This window comes from Micromonospora sp. NPDC049891, from assembly GCF_040660295.1.
Classification (GTDB): Bacteria; Actinomycetota; Actinomycetes; order Mycobacteriales; family Micromonosporaceae; genus Micromonospora.
Genome location: NZ_JBFAML010000052.1, coordinates 1 through 16,585, shown reverse-complemented (window position 1 = coordinate 16,585; position 16,585 = coordinate 1). Strand labels below are relative to the sequence as shown.

The window sequence follows — 16,585 nt, the reverse complement described above, 5'->3', positions numbered from 1 at the left end:
AGTAGGACACCGCCGGACATTCTTCCGTTTGAGGGCCACCCGTCAGGGGTGGCCCTCAAACGCGTGTCTGAGCCTCGTCGGGCACCATTTTCGCCCTGGTCGCAGCCTTCCGGCTGCCCGCCGAGTGGCCCGGGAACCGTTAAATCGGAGGCAGTTGACGCCGGCCGACCAATACCATCGCGCGAGTGACGGCACGTACGGCGGAACGGCCGGCCACCGATCCGCTGTGGCGGGACCGCAACTTCACCGTGTTCTGGTCGGCGCAGACCCTCTCCGTGGTCGGTGACGGGTTCGCCGCGCTGGCGATACCGCTGCTCGTACTCCAGTTGACCGGCTCGGTGGCGCTGATGGGCCTGCTGACCGCGGTCGCCGGGGTGGCCTCGGTGGTCACCGCGATCTTCGCTGGTGTGCTTGTCGACCGGACGGACCGCAGACGCCTGCTCATCGGTGCCGACCTCGTCCGAGCCGGACTGTTCGCCGCCATACCGCTGACCTGGCTGTGGGGGCCGCAGCTGTGGCTGCTCTACCTGGTGCTCCCGGCGAGCGCGGCGGTCGGCATGGTGTTCCGGGTGGCGTACGTGGCGGCGGTGCCGGGGCTCGTCGACGTCAGGCGGATCACCGAGGCGAACGGCAAGCTGTCGGCGAGCTACGCGGTCGCCGGCATCGGCGGTCCGCTGCTGGCCGGGTTGGTCGTCGCCGGCTTCGGCCATTCGACAGCGATCGCGGTGAACGCGGCGAGCTTTGCCGTGGCGGCTGCCGGCCGCAGCTTCGTACGGCTGCGGCAGGACGGGCCGTCGCGGACCGCGATATCGCTCGCCGGCCTGCGCGACGAGTTGCTGGAAGGGGCACGTTTCCTCTGGCGGCATCCGGTGCTGCGCGGCCTCACCCTGCTGTTGTCGGCGTTCATCTTCCTCACCTACGGGCTCGACGACGTGTTGATCTACCACGTGCGGCACAACCTGCGTGGCACCGACCGCACGGTCGGCCTGGTGCTGGGAGTGGCCGCTGCCGGTACGCTCCTCGGTTCGCTCGCGGTGGCTCCGCTGCGGCGCCGGCTCGGCTTCGGGGCGACCTGGTCGGGAAGCCTGGCGCTGGCCGGCGTGGCCGTGGCGGTGCTGGGCTCGGCGCGTACGGTGCCGGTGGTCGCGGCCCTGGCGGCGGGCTACCTGGGTGCGGTCGCGGTCGGGGCCATCTGTTCGCTGTCGCTGCGCCAGGAGGTCACCCCGAACCGACTCCTCGGCCGGGTCACCTCGGTGTTCTGGGCGACCCACTACGCACTCGGCCCACTCGGCGCCGCCGTCGTCACCTGGGGTGCCGAGGCCTACGGCGTACCTCTGGTCTGCGCTCTCGCCGGGGGAGGGTGCGTAGTGGTGGCCCTCGTGGGATTGACCACGCCGGTGCGGCACGCCCGCCCCGGCTGACAGACCCGGCACGGCGGTTCCGCGCGGTCAGTCGCGGGTCTGCACGCTCTCCCGGATCTGCCGCAGCAGGCCGGCGGACTCGTCGACCGATCGGGCGGGGAACATGGCCAGCACCACGCTGCCGTGATCGGCCCAGCCGCAGACCGCGAAATCGCCACCCTCGCCGCTGGTGCTGCCGCATTTCATCACGCCGCCCAGCCGACCAGGCGAGACACCGCGGAGGCCGGTCACGGCAGCGGTCTCGTCGGCCATCAGCTCGAACAGGCTCTCCAGGTCCCGCTCAGGCTGCCACAGCAGGGTCGTCCCGCCGAAGATGAGTACCGACCGCCGGGCGTCGGCCGGATCCTGGTAGACGGCGCCGAAACTGCTGTCCAGCTGAATGTCGGCGGCGAGCCCGCTACGCAGGTAGTCGGCCGTGCTGGCCGCCCGGTCGCTGGTGTCCAGCCGAAGGCCGGCGACCTGGTCGGGCGTGGTGATCCGAGCGTCCTTCTGCTGGCCGATCCGCCAACCCCAGGTGCCGAGCGCACCGACGCCCACCAGGGCGATGACCGCGAGCAGCGCCACGACCAGGCGTCGCCGCCGGGACCGCCCGTCGTGCTGGTCGGCACCGTCGGTCGGCTCGCGGTCGCCCAGCTCGATCGGCTCGTCGGTGAGCTCCACCGGTGGAGCGCCCTCGTCGAGCTGGCGAGCGCTGAGATGTGCGTCGGACATAGCCGACACCGTACGCGAACGACAGGTGGCGCACGTCGGGTCCGTCGAAGCGCTCCGTAGACTTTCAGGGTGACCGAGAGACTGGATGCCCGACGCCCCGACGCCCCGACCCTCGCCGGCCAGTACCAGCCGGGCGAGGTAGAGCAGCGACGGTACGAGCAGTGGGTAGCCGACGGTCGATTCCGGGCCTCCGCGGACAGCGAGCGGGAGCCCTTCACCATCGTCATCCCGCCGCCGAACGTCACCGGCTCGCTGCACATGGGCCACGCGCTCGACCACACGGTGCAGGACGCCCTGGTGCGGCGCAAGCGGATGCAGGGCTACGAGGCGCTCTGGCTGCCGGGCATGGACCACGCCGGCATCGCCACCCAGAACGTCGTCGAGCGGCAGCTCGCCGCACAGGGGCTCTCCCGTCACGACCTGGGCCGGGAGAAGTTCGTCGAGCGGGTGTGGGAGTGGAAGGCGTCCTCCGGCGGCGCGATCCTCGGCCAGATGCGCCGGCTCGGCGACTCGGTCGACTGGGACCGGGAACGCTTCACCATGGACGAGGGGCTGTCCCGTGCCGTCCAGACCATGTTCAAGAAGCTCTACGACGACGGCCTGATCTACCGGGCGAACCGGATCATCAACTGGTGTCCGCGCTGCCTGACCGCGCTGTCCGACATCGAGGTGGAGCACACCGACGACGACGGTGAGCTGGTCTCGATCCGCTACAGCGACGACGTGGTGGTGGCCACCACCCGGGCGGAGACGATGCTCGGCGACACGGCGGTCGCCGTGCACCCGGACGACGAGCGGTACCGCCACCTGATCGGCACCGAGGTGGAACTGCCGCTCACCGGGCGACGGATCCCGATCGTGGGTGACCCGCACGTCGACCCGGCCTTCGGCACCGGCATGGTGAAGGTGACCCCGGCGCACGACCCGAACGACTTCGAGATCGGGCAGCGGCATGACCTGCCCACCCTGACGATCATGGACGAGCGGGGAGTCATCACCGCGCCCGGCCCGTTCGAGGGCCTGGACCGGTTCGAGGCTCGCCCGGCGATCGTGGCCGCGCTGCGAGCCGAGGGACGCATCGTCACCGAGAAGCGGCCGTACGTGCACGCCGTCGGCCACTGCTCCCGGTGCCGGACCACCGTCGAGCCCCGGCTGTCGCTGCAGTGGTTCGTCAACACCTCACCGCTGGCCAAGGCGGCCGGCGACGCGGTGCGCGACGGCCGGGTGCGCATCGAGCCGGCGGAACTGGCCAAGCGCTACTTCGCCTGGGTCGACAACATGCACGACTGGTGCATCTCCCGGCAGCTCTGGTGGGGCCACCGGATCCCGGTCTGGTACGGCCCGGACGGTGAGGTGGTCTGCGTCGGCCCGGACGAGCAGCCGCCGACCGGTGCGGGCTGGCACCAGGACGAGGACGTGCTGGACACCTGGTTCTCCAGCGGCCTCTGGCCGTTCTCCACGCTCGGCTGGCCGGAGCAGACTCCGGAACTGGCGAAGTTCTACCCGACGAGTGTGCTGGTCACCGGGTACGACATCCTGTTCTTCTGGGTCGCCCGGATGATGATGTTCGGCCTGTACGCGATGGACGGCAGGCAGCCGTTCGACGTGATCGCCCTGCACGGGATGGTCCGCGACGAGCACGGCAAGAAGATGTCCAAGTCATTCGGCAACGTGGTCGACCCGCTGGACTGGATCGACAGGTACGGTGCCGACGCGACCCGCTTCACCCTGGCCCGGGGCGCCAACCCCGGTGGCGACGTGCCGGTCAGCGAGGAGTGGTGCCAGGGATCGCGGAACTTCTGCAACAAGCTCTGGAACGCCACCCGGTTCGCGTTGATCAACGGTGCGCACACCGACGGTCCGATGCCGGCCGCCGACACGCTGTCGACAGTCGACAGGTGGATCCTGTCCAGGCTGGCGCACGTCACCGCCGAGGTCGACGAGCAGTTCGACGGGTACGAGTTCGCCAAGGTCTGTGACCTGCTGTACCACTTCGCCTGGGACGACGTCTGCGACTGGTACGTGGAGCTGAGCAAGCCGGTGCTGGCCGGCGGCGGCGAACCGGCCGAGGTCAGCCGTCGGGTCCTCGGTCATGTGCTGGACCAGCTGCTGCGACTGCTGCACCCGGTGATCCCGTTCGTCACGGAGGAACTGTGGACGGCGCTCACCGGTGGGGAGACCGTACTGACGGCGGCCTGGCCCACGGCTGACCGGGCGCTGATCGACGACGCGGCCGAGACGGAGGTGGCCACCCTCCAGCGGGTGGTGACCGAGGTCCGCCGGTTCCGCTCCGACCAGGGCCTGCGCCCGACCCAGCGGGTCGCGGCCCGGCTCGACGGGCTGTCCGGTGCCGGTGTGTCCGCCCACGAGCCGTTGATCCGTTCGCTGGCGCGGCTGGACCCGGCCGGCGACGACTTCCAGGCCAGTGCCACTCTGGCCATGCCGGGCGAGGTCAGTGTCGCGTTGGACACCCGGGGTTCGATCGACGTTGCCGCCGAGCGGGCCCGGCTGACCAAGGACCGCACGGCGGCGGAGAAGGAGGCTGGGCAGGCCCGGGCGAAGCTGGGCAATCCGGCGTTCGTCGGCAAAGCCCCCGAGCACGTCGTTTCCAAGATCCGCGAACGGCTGGCGGTCGCCGAGGCCGACCTGGCCCGCATCGATGCCGCCCTGGAGGCGCTTTCCTCGTGACCGACCCTGTCGACCGCACCGACCGCGTCCGTGCCGAGCGGGCGGGTGCCGAACCCAGCGAACCGACAAACCGTCCCCATGCCGGTGATCGTGCGGGCGCGGACCGCCGTGAGCGGACCGGCCGGGCCGAGCGTGCCGCCTTCGCGGAGGTGGAAGCCGAACTGGCCGCGCGCGGCTTCACCCGGATGGTCTTCGAGCTGGACCGCATCTCGTCCCTGCTGGACCTGCTGGGCAGCCCGCAGCGGGCGTACCCGTCGATCCACCTGACCGGGACCAACGGCAAGACCTCCACGGCCCGGATGATCGACTCGCTGCTGCGGGCCTTCGGGCTGCACACCGGGCGGTACACCAGCCCCCATCTGGAGACGGTGCGGGAGCGGATCAGCCTGGATGGCGAGCCGGTGGACGAGGCCCGGTTCACCGCCGTGTACCAGGAGGTGAAGCCGCTGGCCGAGCTGATCGACGACCGTTCGGCCGAGCCGCTCACCTACTTCGACATGACCACGGCGTTGGCTTTCGCCACCTTCGCCGACGCCCCGGTCGACGTGGCGGTGGTCGAGGTGGGGCTCGGTGGTGCCGAGGACGCCACGAACGTCATCCAGGCGGGGGTGTGCGTGCTGACCCCGATCGGGCTCGACCACACCGAGTGGCTCGGCGACACGCTCCAGGACATCGCGGTCGCCAAGGCCGGCATCATCCATCCGGGTGCGACAGTGATCGCCGCAGCGCAGGAGGAGGAGGCCGCCCGGCCGATCCTGCAACGCTGCGCGGAGGTGGGCGCGACCGTCGCCCGGGAGGGCTCGGAGTTCGGCGTCCTGCGCCGGGCTGTCGCGTTCGGTGGCCAGGTGCTCACCCTGCAAGGGCTGGGTGGGGTGTACGAGGAGATCTTCGTCCCGCTGCACGGTGCCCACCAGGCACAGAACGCGGCGGTGGCGCTGGCCGCTGTCGAGGCGTTCCTCGGCGCGGGTGCCCGCCGGCAGCTTGACGTGGAGGCGGTACGGGAAGGCTTCGCCGCCACCAGCTCTCCGGGGCGGCTGGAGCGGGTCCGTACCGCGCCGACGATCCTGCTCGACGGCGCCCACAATCCGCAGGGCATGGCGGCCACCGTCACCGCCCTGCAGGAGGAGTTCGCGTTCAGCAAGCTGGTCGCCGTGCTGGGGACCCTCGCCGACAAGGACGCCGCCAGCATGCTGGAGCTGCTGGAGCCGGTGGTCGACCAGTTGGTGGTGACCCGGAACAGCTCACCCCGCGCCCTGCCGGTCAAGGAACTGGCCGCGCTGGCCGCGGAGGTGTTCGGACCGGACCGGGTCGAGGTGGCCGAGGAGATGCCGGACGCCATCGAGGCGGCGGTGGCGCTGGCCGAGGAGGACGTGCCGGGTGAGCTGGCCGGCGTCGGGGTGCTCATCACCGGCTCCGTGGTGACCGTGGCCGACGCACGTCGGCTGCTGAAGCGATGACCGGGGACGGCGACGGCCAGCCGCGTCGGTCGGGCCTGCGCAACCCGCAGCGGGCGGTACGCGGGCTCGGTGCGGCTGCCCTCGCCCTGGAAGCGTTGGTGCTGCTGCTGGCGATCCAGCCGATCCGGGCGGTCGGCGGTGATCTCGGTGGTGCGGTAATCGCCGTGGTCGTGGCGCTGGCTGTGGTCGCCGCCGTGCTCGCCGGCATGATGCGTCGGCCGTGGGCCTGGCACGCCGGCACCGTGTTGCAGGCGCTGCTGCTGCTGTCCGGCCTGCTGCACTGGTCGCTGTTCGTGCTGGGCGTGATGTTCGCGCTGGTGTGGGCGTACGCGCTGCACGTGCGTCGGGTGATCCTGGGCTGACGGGCCACTGGCGGGGTGGTCGGATCGCGGGTGGCCCGGCGCGGATCACGCCTCGGCGAGTTCCCGCCACTGGGTGAGCGCGATGCCGTGCCCGTCGGGGTCGCGGAACGCCGCAGCCCACACCTCCAGCTTGCTGCCCCGGTTGACCACCCGGGGCGGGTAGGTGAACCGGACTCCGGACTCGCGCAGCCGTTCGTACGCCGACTGGATGTCGTCCACGTCGAGGTTCACGTGGACCAGCCGGCGGCTGATCGGCTGGGCCCCGGTCACCTCGCGTAGCACCAGACGGGTCGTTCCCGAGGAGAGCACGGCATTGGCGGCGCCTCGGTCGACCTCGCTGAAGCCGAGTCGGTCCCGGTAGAACTCCAGGGAGCGGGACAGCTCGGTCACCAGCAGGGTGATGCCCACCCCGCTGATCGGCGCCGCCGGGTCGGCGGCGTCCGGGTCGAAGCCGAAGATCGCCTCGTCCAGTTCCCCCGCATCGACCGCCTCCGCCGGGTCGGCAGCCGCCTGCGGGTGGCCGTCGACAGTCGGGTGGTGGGCGGTCGCCGGTTGGCCGTGAGTCGTCGCGCGGTCGGGGGTGGCCGTCGGGCCTGGTTCCGGATCGTCGAGCGGCAGGTCGAGCGGGTCGAGGGGATCCATCGGGTCGGTCAGGCCCGTGGTCGGTGCGGCCGGTGGCACCTGTCGCCCGGCGGGTCCCGGATCGGCCGGCCGGTCAGCGGGTTCGTCTCTGGCGAAGGTCGCCGCCGCAGCGAGCCGTTCCTCGGTGAACCGTTCGTCGGCGAACCGCTCCTCGGCCGGCATCCGGGGGGCGGGGGTGGCCCGGCGGGGGAGCTGGTGCTCGTCGGAGCGTTCCACCACGGTCCCCTCCAGCACTACCGGTTTACCCGGGCGCTGGCGTACCCGCACCGTCTCGTGGTGCTCCACGGGCTCGGCCGCGGCGTCGTGCGGTCGGCTGTCCGGCGGGCCGCCGAGTGGACCGTCGGGCGGGTCGCCCAGGGGGTCGTGGAAGTCGTCCTCCGGTGCCCGGCCGGCCCACGGAGGCGCTTCCTGCCCGATCAGCACCTCGTCCGGCGGTACCGTGGCGAACTCGGGGGGCAGGTCGGCGGTGTTGCCGGCCTCGGTGTGGGTGAGCACCTCGTCCCAGAGCACCCGGACGTGTCGCGGGTCGTCCAACGCCACCCGGATCGGCAGGGTCTGCCCCAGCGACGGCCATTTCGACACCGGAACCCGCGGCTCGATGATCTTCTTCGAGCGGGGCGGCAGCCCGGGGGCGTCGATCACCAGTTGAAGTTCGCAGCGACCGAAGGCGTACTGGGTCGGTGGCTCGGAGGCGCTGTGCACGTGGCCGGCGCCGACGACCCAGGTGCGGCCGCCGCCACGCACGGTGGCCAGCGCGATCGCCAGGGCGAGCAGGGCGGCGCCGAGCGCGACGATGGCCCAGCTGGTCATGCCCAGGCCGAAGAGGATCACGAAGGTGGCCACGGTGCCCAGCACCGCCGCGATCAACTTGCGTACCGGTGCGATGGGTCGGTTGCCGCCACCATTCGCCACAGTGGACCTCCCGGGGGTCAGGGCCAGGCTAGGCCGGATCGGGTGCCGGGGGAAGGCCGACCACCGCGCCGGCGCCGGGACCGGGTCGCTAGGCTGACCGTACCCAGCCCGACCGGCTTCCGCCCTGAGGAGGAACCCAGCGTGTCCAGCAGCAGCCCGGGCGAGCGTACGCTCGTCCTGATCAAGCCCGACGCGGTCCGCCGAGGACTGGTGGGCGAGATCATTTCCCGGTTCGAGCGCAAGGGGCTGCGGATCGACGCGATGGTGTCCCGGACGATGGACGCCGCGCTGGCCGACGAGCACTACGCCGAGCACGTCGACAAGCCGTTCTACCCGCCGCTCAAGGCGTTCATGACCGATGGTCCGCTTGTCGCACTCGTGCTCTCCGGCGACGCGGTGATCGAGGTGGTGCGCGGGCTGATCGGTGCCACCGACGGGCGTAAGGCCGCTGCCGGCACCATCCGGGGCGACCTCTCCCTGTCCAACCGGGAGAATCTGGTGCACGCCTCCGACTCGGCCGACAGCGCCAAGCGCGAGCTGGCGCTCTGGTTCCCTGGGCTGGGCTGAGCCCGCCCCGGTCGGCTCAGGCCGCCCAGGACAGCTTGTCCGGGTTGGCCACCAGGAAGATGTCGGTGATCCGACCGGCGGCCGTGCCGAGGGTGACCGCGTACGCGTCACCGGCCGCGTTGGCCAGCACGGCGGCCGGCTGGCCGTTGAGTTCCGTGCGCCGCACGGTGAGCGGCCAGCCCTTCTCCCGGATGCCCAGCAGGAACCGGACGACCCGGTCGGCGCCGGTGACCGGGTTGCGGGCGGCCCGCACCCGGCCGCCGCCATCGCTCCACGCGGTCGCGTCCGCGGCGACCAGGCTGGTCAGTGCGGCCAGGTCGCCCTCGCTGGCGGCGGCGATGAACGCCTCCAGCAGCCGCTCCTGCTCGGCGCGGTCGGCGGTGAAGCGGCGCTGGTCGCGGCCGATCCGGACGCTCGCCCGGTGGTGCAGCTGGCGGCAGTCCTCGGCGGAACGGTCCAGCAACTCGGCGATCTCGGCGTAGGGCAGCTCGAAGGCGGTGTGCAGCACGTAGACGGCGCGCTCCGGCGGGGTGAGCCGCTCCAGCAGGTGCAGCAGCGCGGTGGAGAGCGAGTCGCGCAGCTCGGCACGTTCCAACGGCCCGAACGGCGACGGCGCGGTCGGCACCGGCTCCGGCAGCCACGGCCCGACGTACGTCTCGCGGGCGGCCTGTCGGGCCCGCAACCGGTCCATCGACAGGTGGGTCACCACCCGGGACAGGTAGCGCCGCGGCTCGCTCACCTCCGCGCGGTCGACCCGTAACCAGCGCAGGTACGCCTCCTGGAGGACGTCCTCGGCGTCGTGGCGGCTGCCCAGCAACCGGTAGGCCAGCCCGAGCAGCATCGGCCGGTGCGCGTCGAGCGCACCGGCCGCCTCCGCAGCGTCGACCGGGCTCACACGTCCGTCGGCAGCTCGTTGCGGAAGGTCACCGCGATCCGGTTCCACACGTTGATTGTGGCAATCGCCAGAACCAGGTCGGCGAGGGCCTTCTCCGACCAGACCTTCGACGCGGCGTCCCAGACGTCGTCGGGCACCCCGTGCTCGCCCAGCCGGGTGACCGCGTCGGTCAACGCGAGCGCGGCCCGTTCCCGCTCGTCGAAGAAGGGCGCCTCCCGCCAGGCGGCCACCGCGAACAGCCGCCGGCTCGACTCGCCGGCGCCGAGTGCTTCCCGGCTGTGCATGTCGACGCAGTACGTGCAGCCGTTAAGCATCGACGCGCGCAGTTTCACCAGTTCCAGCACGGTGTGGTCGACGTTCGCCCGGACGTACTTCTCCAGCCCCAGCACGGCCCCGAAGGCCTCCGGCGCCACCTCGGCCACGTTGATCCGCTGCATGACAACCTCCCGGTAGATCGGTGTGACACCCCCACGACGGACCGCCCGTCCCGTGGTGTGACAACCCGGCCCTGTGACCCCGGTCATGCACCGCCCCGGCGTGCTTCCGCACCCCGGGACGATCATGAAGTTGCTGTCGCGACACGCCGAAGCGGGCTGACAACAACTCCATGATCGGCGGGGAGCCGGGGTGGGGGTTATTGGGGGGAGGGGCGGGCGGCGGGGTGGGTATCATGGGCGGGCGGCGATGATCCGGCTATCACCGGGGAGCTTCCGGAAGAACGGCCGGGTGACCGGCTCAGTAGAACCGGACGGGGCGGCCCGTTATCGCCGACCAACGAGCGGGCGGTCGATCCTGACCGTCAAGCGGGGTGGTACCGCGGGCCCCGGGACGCCGGTCACGGCGTACCGGAAAAGCTCGTCCTCGCAGACCCACAGAACAGTGAGCGTCAGCGAGGAGAGCGACAGGCGATGGCCTATCCGTTGCACGACCCGACCGCCGGCGGCGTACCGGCGAGCCCGGACCTGCCCGCGGTCGAGCGTCGGGTCCTGGAGCACTGGACGGCCGACAAGACCTTCGAGGCGTCCGTGGACGCCCGTGACCCGGGCGAGAACGGCGACAACGAGTACGTCTTCTACGACGGCCCGCCGTTCGCCAACGGCCTGCCCCACTACGGCCACCTGTTCACCGGGTACGTCAAGGACGTGGTGCCGCGCTACCAGACCATGCGCGGCCGGCGGGTGGAGCGACGCTTCGGCTGGGACTGCCACGGCCTGCCCGCCGAGGTGGTCGCCGAGAAGCAGCTCGGCATCACCAGCAAGGCGGAGATCCTCGACCTCGGTGTGGCCCGGTTCAACGAGGCGTGCCGCAGCTCGGTGCTGGAGTTCACCCAGGACTGGGAGCGCTACGTCACCCGTCAGGCCCGCTGGGTCGACTTCGCCAACGACTACAAGACCCTCGACCTGGACTACATGGAAAGCGTCATGTGGGCCTTCAAGACCCTGCACGACAAGGGTCTGGTCTACGAGGGCTTCCGGGTGCTGGCGTACTGCTGGCGGTGCGAGACGCCACTGTCGAACACCGAGACCCGGATGGACGACGTCTACCGCGACCGGCACGACCCGACGCTGTCGGTGTGGTTCGAGCTGACTGCCGACGAGTCCGCGCCGGAGCTGCTGCGGGGGCCGGTGCGGCTGGGTGTCTGGACCACCACGCCGTGGACCCTGCCGTCGAACCTGGCGCTCGCCGTCGGGCCGGACATCGAGTATGCGGTGCTGGAACGCGACGGCGTTCGCCACCTGGTGGGTGCGGCCCGGCTCGGCGCGTACGCCAAGGAACTCGACGGGTACCAGCAGGTCGGCACGGTGCGCGGCGCGGACCTGGTGGGACGGCGGTACACGCCGCTCTTCGACTTCCTGGTCGAGCAGGCCGGGCCGAACGCCTACCAGGTGCTCGGTGCGGACTTCGTGACCACCGAGGACGGCACCGGGATCGTGCACCTGGCGCCCGCTTTCGGTGAGGACGACCAGAACGTCTGCAACGCGGCCGGCATCCCGACGATCGTCACGGTGGACGACCACACCCGGTTCACCGCGTTGGTCCCGCCCTTCGAGGGTGAGCAGGTCTTCGACGTCAACAAGCCGGTGATCCGTCAGCTCAAGGAGCGGGGGGTGGTGCTCAAGCAGGACACCTACACCCACGCGTACCCGCACTGCTGGCGCTGCGACACCCCGCTGGTCTACAAGGCGGTGTCGTCGTGGTTCGTCGCGGTGACGACGTTCAAGGACCGGATGGTCGAGCTGAACCAGCAGATCAACTGGACGCCCGGCCACATCAAGGACGGCTCGTTCGGCAAGTGGCTGGCCAACGCCCGCGACTGGTCGATCAGCCGCAACCGGTTCTGGGGCTCGCCCATCCCGGTGTGGAAGTCCGACGACCCGAACCACCCCCGGGTCGACGTGTACGGCTCGCTGGCGGAGATCGAGCGGGACTTCGGCGTACGCCTGAGCGACCTGCACCGGCCGGCGGTGGACGAGCTGGTCCGGCCCAACCCGGACGACCCGACCGGCAGGTCGATGATGCGTCGGGTGCCGGAGGTGCTGGACTGCTGGTTCGAGTCCGGCTCGATGCCGTTCGCCCAGGTGCACTACCCGTTCGAGAACGCCGACTGGTTCGAGCACCACTACCCGGGTGACTTCATCGTCGAGTACATCGGCCAGACCCGTGGCTGGTTCTACACGATGCACGTGCTGGCCACCGCGTTGTTCGACAGGCCGGCGTTCCGCAACTGCCTCAGCCACGGAATCCTGCTCGGCTCCGACGGGCGCAAGATGTCCAAGAGCCTGCGCAACTATCCGGACGTCTACCACGTCTTCGACTCGTACGGCTCGGACGCGATGCGTTGGATGCTGATGTCCTCACCGGTGCTGCGGGGCGGGGACATGCCGGTCACCGAGTCGAGCGTGCGCGACGCCGTCCGGCAGGTGCTGCTGCCGCTGTGGAACGTCTGGTACTTCTTCTCGCTCTACGCCAACGCCGATTCGCACACCGCGCGGCGGCGGACCGACTCGACGCACCTGCTCGACCGGTACGTGCTGGCGAAGACGAACGAGCTGGTGTCGACGGTCGGCGCGCAGATGGACGCGTACGACATCTCGGGTGCCTGCGCCACCGTCCGGTCCTACCTGGACGCGCTGACCAACTGGTACGTGCGTCGTTCCCGGGACCGCTTCTGGACCGGCGACGCGGACGCGTTCGACACGCTGTGGACCGTGCTGGAGACGCTCTGTCGGGTGGTGGCGCCGCTGGCGCCGCTCACCGCGGAGGAGATCTGGCGCGGGCTGACCGGCGAGCGGTCGGTGCACCTGACCGACTGGCCGGTGGCCGAGGAGTTCCCGGCCGACCACGAGCTGGTCGCCGCGATGGACGCGGTGCGTGCGGTGGCCTCCGCGACGCTGTCGCTGCGGAAGGCCAAGGGGCTGCGGGTACGGCTGCCGCTGTCGAAGCTGACCGTGGCCAGCCCGGTGGCCGGGCAGCTGCGGCCCTTCGCCGACCTGGTCGCCGACGAGGTGAACGTCAAGGAGGTCGTCTTCACCGACGAGGTGTCGGCGTACTGCCAGCAGGTGTTGACGGTGGTGCCGCGGGCGCTCGGCCCGCGGGTCGGCAAGCAGGTGCAGCAGGTGATCAAGGCGGTCAAGGCGGGGGAGTGGGAGCTGGTCGACGGCGCCCCGGTCGCTGCCGGAGTCACCCTCGCCGACGGCGAGTACGAGCTGCGGCTGGTCGCCGCCGACGCCGAGCACTCGGCGCCGCTGCCCGGCGGCGAGGGGGTGGTGGTGCTGGACACCGTGGTCACCGCCGAACTCGCCGCGGAAGGGCTGGCCCGGGACTTCGTCCGGGTGGTGCAGCAGGCGCGCCGGGACGCGGACCTCGACGTGTCCGACCGGATCGTGGTGACGGCGGCGGGCTCCGACGAGGTCCGGGCTGCGGTGGCCGGGTATCGCGACTTCGTGGCGCGGGAGGTGCTGGCCGACAGCGTCGACTTCGCCGAGGGGATCGACGGCTTCGCCGGTGAGGTCGGCGAGGGCGTGCCCGTGACGGTCGTCGTTCGTCGCGTCTGAGTTTGCCCGGAGGGCCCCTTCCGACCGGAGGGGCCCTTTCCGGCAGCCCGCACTCAGCCAGCGGACCAGCCCGACCTCGCGCATGCTGTCGTGGGGCGGTCCGCTACGGTGACACCGCCTCTTACCTCACTCGATCCGCCGGAGGACCAGTGCCGCTGCTCTACACCATCGGCAAGCTCACCGTGGGGCCGGCGATGCGGCTGGCGTTCCGTCCGACGGTGGAGGGGCTGGAGCACATTCCGGACAAGGGCGGCGCGATCTTCGCCGGTAACCACCTGTCGGTGGCCGACGAACTGTTCCTCGGCACGGTGGTGCCGCGGCATCTGGCGTTCTGGGCCAAGTCCGAGTACTTCACCGGCACCGGCGTCAAGGGACGCTTCTCCAAGTTCGTGCTCACCGGCCTCGGCGCGATCCCGGTGGAGCGGGCCGGCGGCCGTGCCGCGCTCGCCGCGTTCGACGCCGCTATCCCGGCGCTCCAGGGCGGCGACCTGGTGGTCGTCTACCCGGAGGGCACCCGCTCGCCGGACGGGCGGCTGTACCGGGGGCGTACCGGCGCGGTCCGGCTCGCCATCGCGGCCGGCGTGCCGATCATCCCGGTGGGCATGATCGGCACCGAGAAGGTGCAGCCGATCGGGGCCCGGGTGCCGCGCCCCTTCACCGGAAAGATCACCGTCAAGTTCGGTAAGCCGCTCGATTTCACCGGCCGGCCGGACGACCGGCTGTCGCTGCGGCAGATGACCGACGAGATGATGGGTGAGATCCAGAAGCTCACCGGCCAGGAGTATGTCTCCCGCTACGCCCCGCCGCGGGCCCACCCGCCGGTCACCGGGGAAGCCGACCCCGGCTGAGCCGTCACGCCCCCTGAGCCGTGACACCGGCTGTGCCGGTCACGTCGGCTGTGCCGGTCACGTCGGCGGGGCGCGGGGCGGCCGGGTCATCGCAGGGCTCGGCCGTCTCACGGCGGGCCTGCGGACTCGATCAGCCGTCCGTGGTGACGATCTGATCCCGCAGGGTGCCCAGCAGCCGGGAGCTGTCCTCCACGGAGAGCCCGGTGAAGACACCGGTGGTGATGCTGCCGTGGTCGACCGAGGTGCACACCACCGCGCCGACACCGTCGGTGCGGCCCACGGCGCAGCGCTCGTGGCGACCCCGGACGCCGGTCTCCATGACCTCCGTGTCGCCGAGTGCGTACTGGTCTTTGAGGCGTTCGATCTCCGCGTCGGCGTCTGCCGACGGGGTGAACCGGAAGCCGGTGCCACCGAAGACGGTCACCCGCTTGCCGTTGCTCGTGTGGTAGATCCCGGCGAAGGTGCCCTCGGCCAGCCAGTGCGCCTCGCGCATCTGGCTCTCCAGTTGCCGCGCGTCTCGGGCGCTGCGGGGGTCCTCGCGCAGTCTCAGGTCGGCCACCTGCTGCGGCAACGTGGCGTTCGCCGGGTACTGGCTGGCCATCGGCACGCCGTAGTAGGCGGGACAGCCGCAGCAGCAGGCCAGGGTCAGCAGCAGCAACCAGGGCCAGCGGCGCCGCTTGCGGGCGGGCTTCGGGACGTACCCCTGGGGTGGCTGCCAACCCGGCGGGGGCGCGGCGGGTCCGGCCTTCTTCCGGCCTCGCCGACCGCTCGGCGGTGGCGGGGGGCCGGTCGGGGCCGGCGGGTAGGGCCCCGGGGGTTGCAGCTGGTGCGGTTGGTGCTGCGGTGCGACCGGGAGCGGCGGCGAGACCGGTGCCGGGGCGACCGGGGGTGCCGGGGAGACCGGGGGCCCGGAGTACGGCCGGGTAGGCGGCGGGCTCGGGTAGGACAGCGTCGGCGGCAGGGCGGGAAAGTCGGTCGACGGAAGTTCCCAGCCGCTGGTGTCGACCCCGGCCCACGGATCGACAGGCGTCTGGTGCTCCGGCTGCGGCTGCGGCTGCGGCGGAACCGGCGGCGGAGTGGGTTCGGCTGACTCGCCCCAGCCGCGTCGGCGCGGTGCCGCCGGTGGTACCGGTGCCGAGCCGCTCCAGCGTGGGGTGGCTGCCTCGGGCGCGGACTCGGGTAACACCCGGGTGCCCTGCGGACCGACCTGCGGCTCCGCCGGGGCGGACGGCTGGCCGTCGTCCGAGCCGGCGTCGGTGGGTGCCGAGTCGGCGGGCGGACCAGTCTGGGTGGGTGCCGAGTCGGCGGGCGGACCAGCCTGGGTGGGTGCCACGTCGGCGGGCGGACCAGGCTCGGTGGATGCCACGTCGGTGGGTGCCACGTCGGGCGGCCCGACGTCGGCCTGCTCGGTGTCGTTCGGGCTGGCCGACCGGTCGTCGGCCGTTGCTGGGTCGGTGGGCAGTTCGTGGGTGACCGCCGGCTCCCCGTCCCGATGTTGATCCGGACGGCTCCCGTCGACCGGCCGGTCGGCTCCCGGCTGCGGCTCCGGCATCGCGGCAATCTCCTCTCGCGCCGGTCCGAGGTTAGTACCGGTGTGCCACCCGGACCGACCCGGGGATGACGGTGAGGCCGGTGCACCACTGCGCCACGGCGCGCACCATTTACGGGTGGTGGCCGTGTGTGCACCCTTAGTCTCGCCCTATGTCCGAGCCAGAGACGGCGACCGGCACGCCGCCGGTGAGCGATATCGGCCGGATGACGGGATTCAGCGACGGGGTCTTCGCCATCGTGATCACCCTGTTGGTGGTCGAGCTCCAGGTGCCCGAACACCGACCGGGCGAGCTGCTCCACGCCCTGCTCGAACAGGCGTCGGTCTACCTCGCCTTCCTGCTGTCGTTCGGGTACGTCGGGGTGCTCTGGCTCAACCATCACACCCTGTTGCGACTCATCCGTGGTACCATCCGCGCCACCCTCATGAAGCTGACGGTCCCCCAGATCAACGCCGTCGCCGCCGACCTCGACATCAC

13 protein-coding genes are annotated in these 16,585 nt (G+C 71.5%); 8 read left to right on the top strand and 5 right to left on the bottom strand.

Translation table 11 applies throughout. The annotated features are described in order from the left end of the window. Nucleotides 1–185 precede the first annotated feature (185 nt). Nucleotides 186–1,421, top strand: coding sequence for an MFS transporter (locus AB0I71_RS31850; RefSeq protein ID WP_357591010.1), 1,236 nt, complete (start codon nucleotides 186–188; stop codon nucleotides 1,419–1,421). Nucleotides 1,422–1,448: 27 nt separating this feature from the next. Here AB0I71_RS31850 and AB0I71_RS31845 read toward each other — a convergent pair whose 3' ends face one another. Further along, on the bottom strand, nucleotides 1,449–2,132 hold the full coding sequence (locus AB0I71_RS31845; RefSeq protein WP_357591008.1) for a hypothetical protein: 684 nt from the start codon (nucleotides 2,130–2,132) through the stop codon (nucleotides 1,449–1,451). A gap of 69 nt (nucleotides 2,133–2,201) precedes the next feature. Between AB0I71_RS31845 and AB0I71_RS31840 the strand changes: the two genes are divergently transcribed. The 3 genes from AB0I71_RS31840 (at nucleotide 2,202) to AB0I71_RS31830 (ending at nucleotide 6,639) form a co-directional block, all read left to right on the top strand. Next, nucleotides 2,202–4,820, top strand: a complete 2,619-nt coding sequence (locus AB0I71_RS31840; protein ID WP_357591006.1) for a valine--tRNA ligase — start codon at nucleotides 2,202–2,204, stop codon at nucleotides 4,818–4,820. A gap of 149 nt (nucleotides 4,821–4,969) precedes the next feature. Then, the gene (locus tag AB0I71_RS31835) at nucleotides 4,970–6,277 is read left to right on the top strand and encodes a folylpolyglutamate synthase/dihydrofolate synthase family protein (protein WP_357591012.1); all 1,308 of its coding nucleotides are present in this window, start codon (nucleotides 4,970–4,972) and stop codon (nucleotides 6,275–6,277) included. Beyond that, nucleotides 6,274–6,639 carry a DUF4233 domain-containing protein gene (locus tag AB0I71_RS31830; protein WP_357591004.1) on the top strand — a complete coding sequence of 122 codons (366 nt, stop codon included), beginning with the start codon at nucleotides 6,274–6,276 and terminating at the stop codon, nucleotides 6,637–6,639. The genes AB0I71_RS31835 and AB0I71_RS31830 overlap by 4 nt, the downstream gene beginning before the upstream one ends. 45 nt (nucleotides 6,640–6,684) lie before the next feature. Here the strand turns inward: AB0I71_RS31830 and AB0I71_RS31825 are convergent, their stop codons facing one another. Next, nucleotides 6,685–8,193 carry a VOC family protein gene (locus tag AB0I71_RS31825; RefSeq protein ID WP_357591002.1) on the bottom strand — a complete coding sequence of 503 codons (1,509 nt, stop codon included), beginning with the start codon at nucleotides 8,191–8,193 and terminating at the stop codon, nucleotides 6,685–6,687. Nucleotides 8,194–8,334: 141 nt separating this feature from the next. Here AB0I71_RS31825 and ndk point away from each other — a divergent pair, with 141 nt between their 5' ends. Further along, nucleotides 8,335–8,760, top strand: coding sequence for a nucleoside-diphosphate kinase (gene ndk, locus AB0I71_RS31820; RefSeq protein WP_357591000.1), 426 nt, complete (start codon nucleotides 8,335–8,337; stop codon nucleotides 8,758–8,760). A 16-nt stretch (nucleotides 8,761–8,776) separates the two neighbouring features. Here ndk and sigJ read toward each other — a convergent pair whose 3' ends face one another. Beyond that, nucleotides 8,777–9,655, bottom strand: coding sequence for an RNA polymerase sigma factor SigJ (sigJ, locus tag AB0I71_RS31815; protein ID WP_357590998.1), 879 nt, complete (start codon nucleotides 9,653–9,655; stop codon nucleotides 8,777–8,779). Beyond that, nucleotides 9,652–10,092, bottom strand: coding sequence for a carboxymuconolactone decarboxylase family protein (locus AB0I71_RS31810; RefSeq protein ID WP_357590996.1), 441 nt, complete (start codon nucleotides 10,090–10,092; stop codon nucleotides 9,652–9,654). The genes sigJ and AB0I71_RS31810 overlap by 4 nt, the downstream gene beginning before the upstream one ends. A 471-nt stretch (nucleotides 10,093–10,563) precedes the next feature. Between AB0I71_RS31810 and ileS the strand changes: the two genes are divergently transcribed. Together ileS and AB0I71_RS31800 are read left to right on the top strand one after the other, a co-directional pair. Continuing rightward, a complete protein-coding gene (gene ileS, locus AB0I71_RS31805; protein ID WP_357590994.1) occupies nucleotides 10,564–13,710 on the top strand; it encodes an isoleucine--tRNA ligase in 3,147 nt (1,048 codons plus the stop codon). A 149-nt stretch (nucleotides 13,711–13,859) separates the two neighbouring features. Next, the gene (locus AB0I71_RS31800) at nucleotides 13,860–14,558 is read left to right on the top strand and encodes a lysophospholipid acyltransferase family protein (protein ID WP_357590992.1); all 699 of its coding nucleotides are present in this window, start codon (nucleotides 13,860–13,862) and stop codon (nucleotides 14,556–14,558) included. Between the two features lie 130 nt (nucleotides 14,559–14,688). Here the strand turns inward: AB0I71_RS31800 and AB0I71_RS31795 are convergent, their stop codons facing one another. Further along, a complete protein-coding gene (locus tag AB0I71_RS31795; protein ID WP_357590990.1) occupies nucleotides 14,689–16,110 on the bottom strand; it encodes a hypothetical protein in 1,422 nt (473 codons plus the stop codon). Between the two features lie 149 nt (nucleotides 16,111–16,259). Between AB0I71_RS31795 and AB0I71_RS31790 the strand changes: the two genes are divergently transcribed. Beyond that, nucleotides 16,260–16,585, top strand: a 326-nt coding sequence (locus AB0I71_RS31790; RefSeq protein ID WP_357590988.1) for a TMEM175 family protein, incomplete at its 3' end; no start/stop codon positions are given.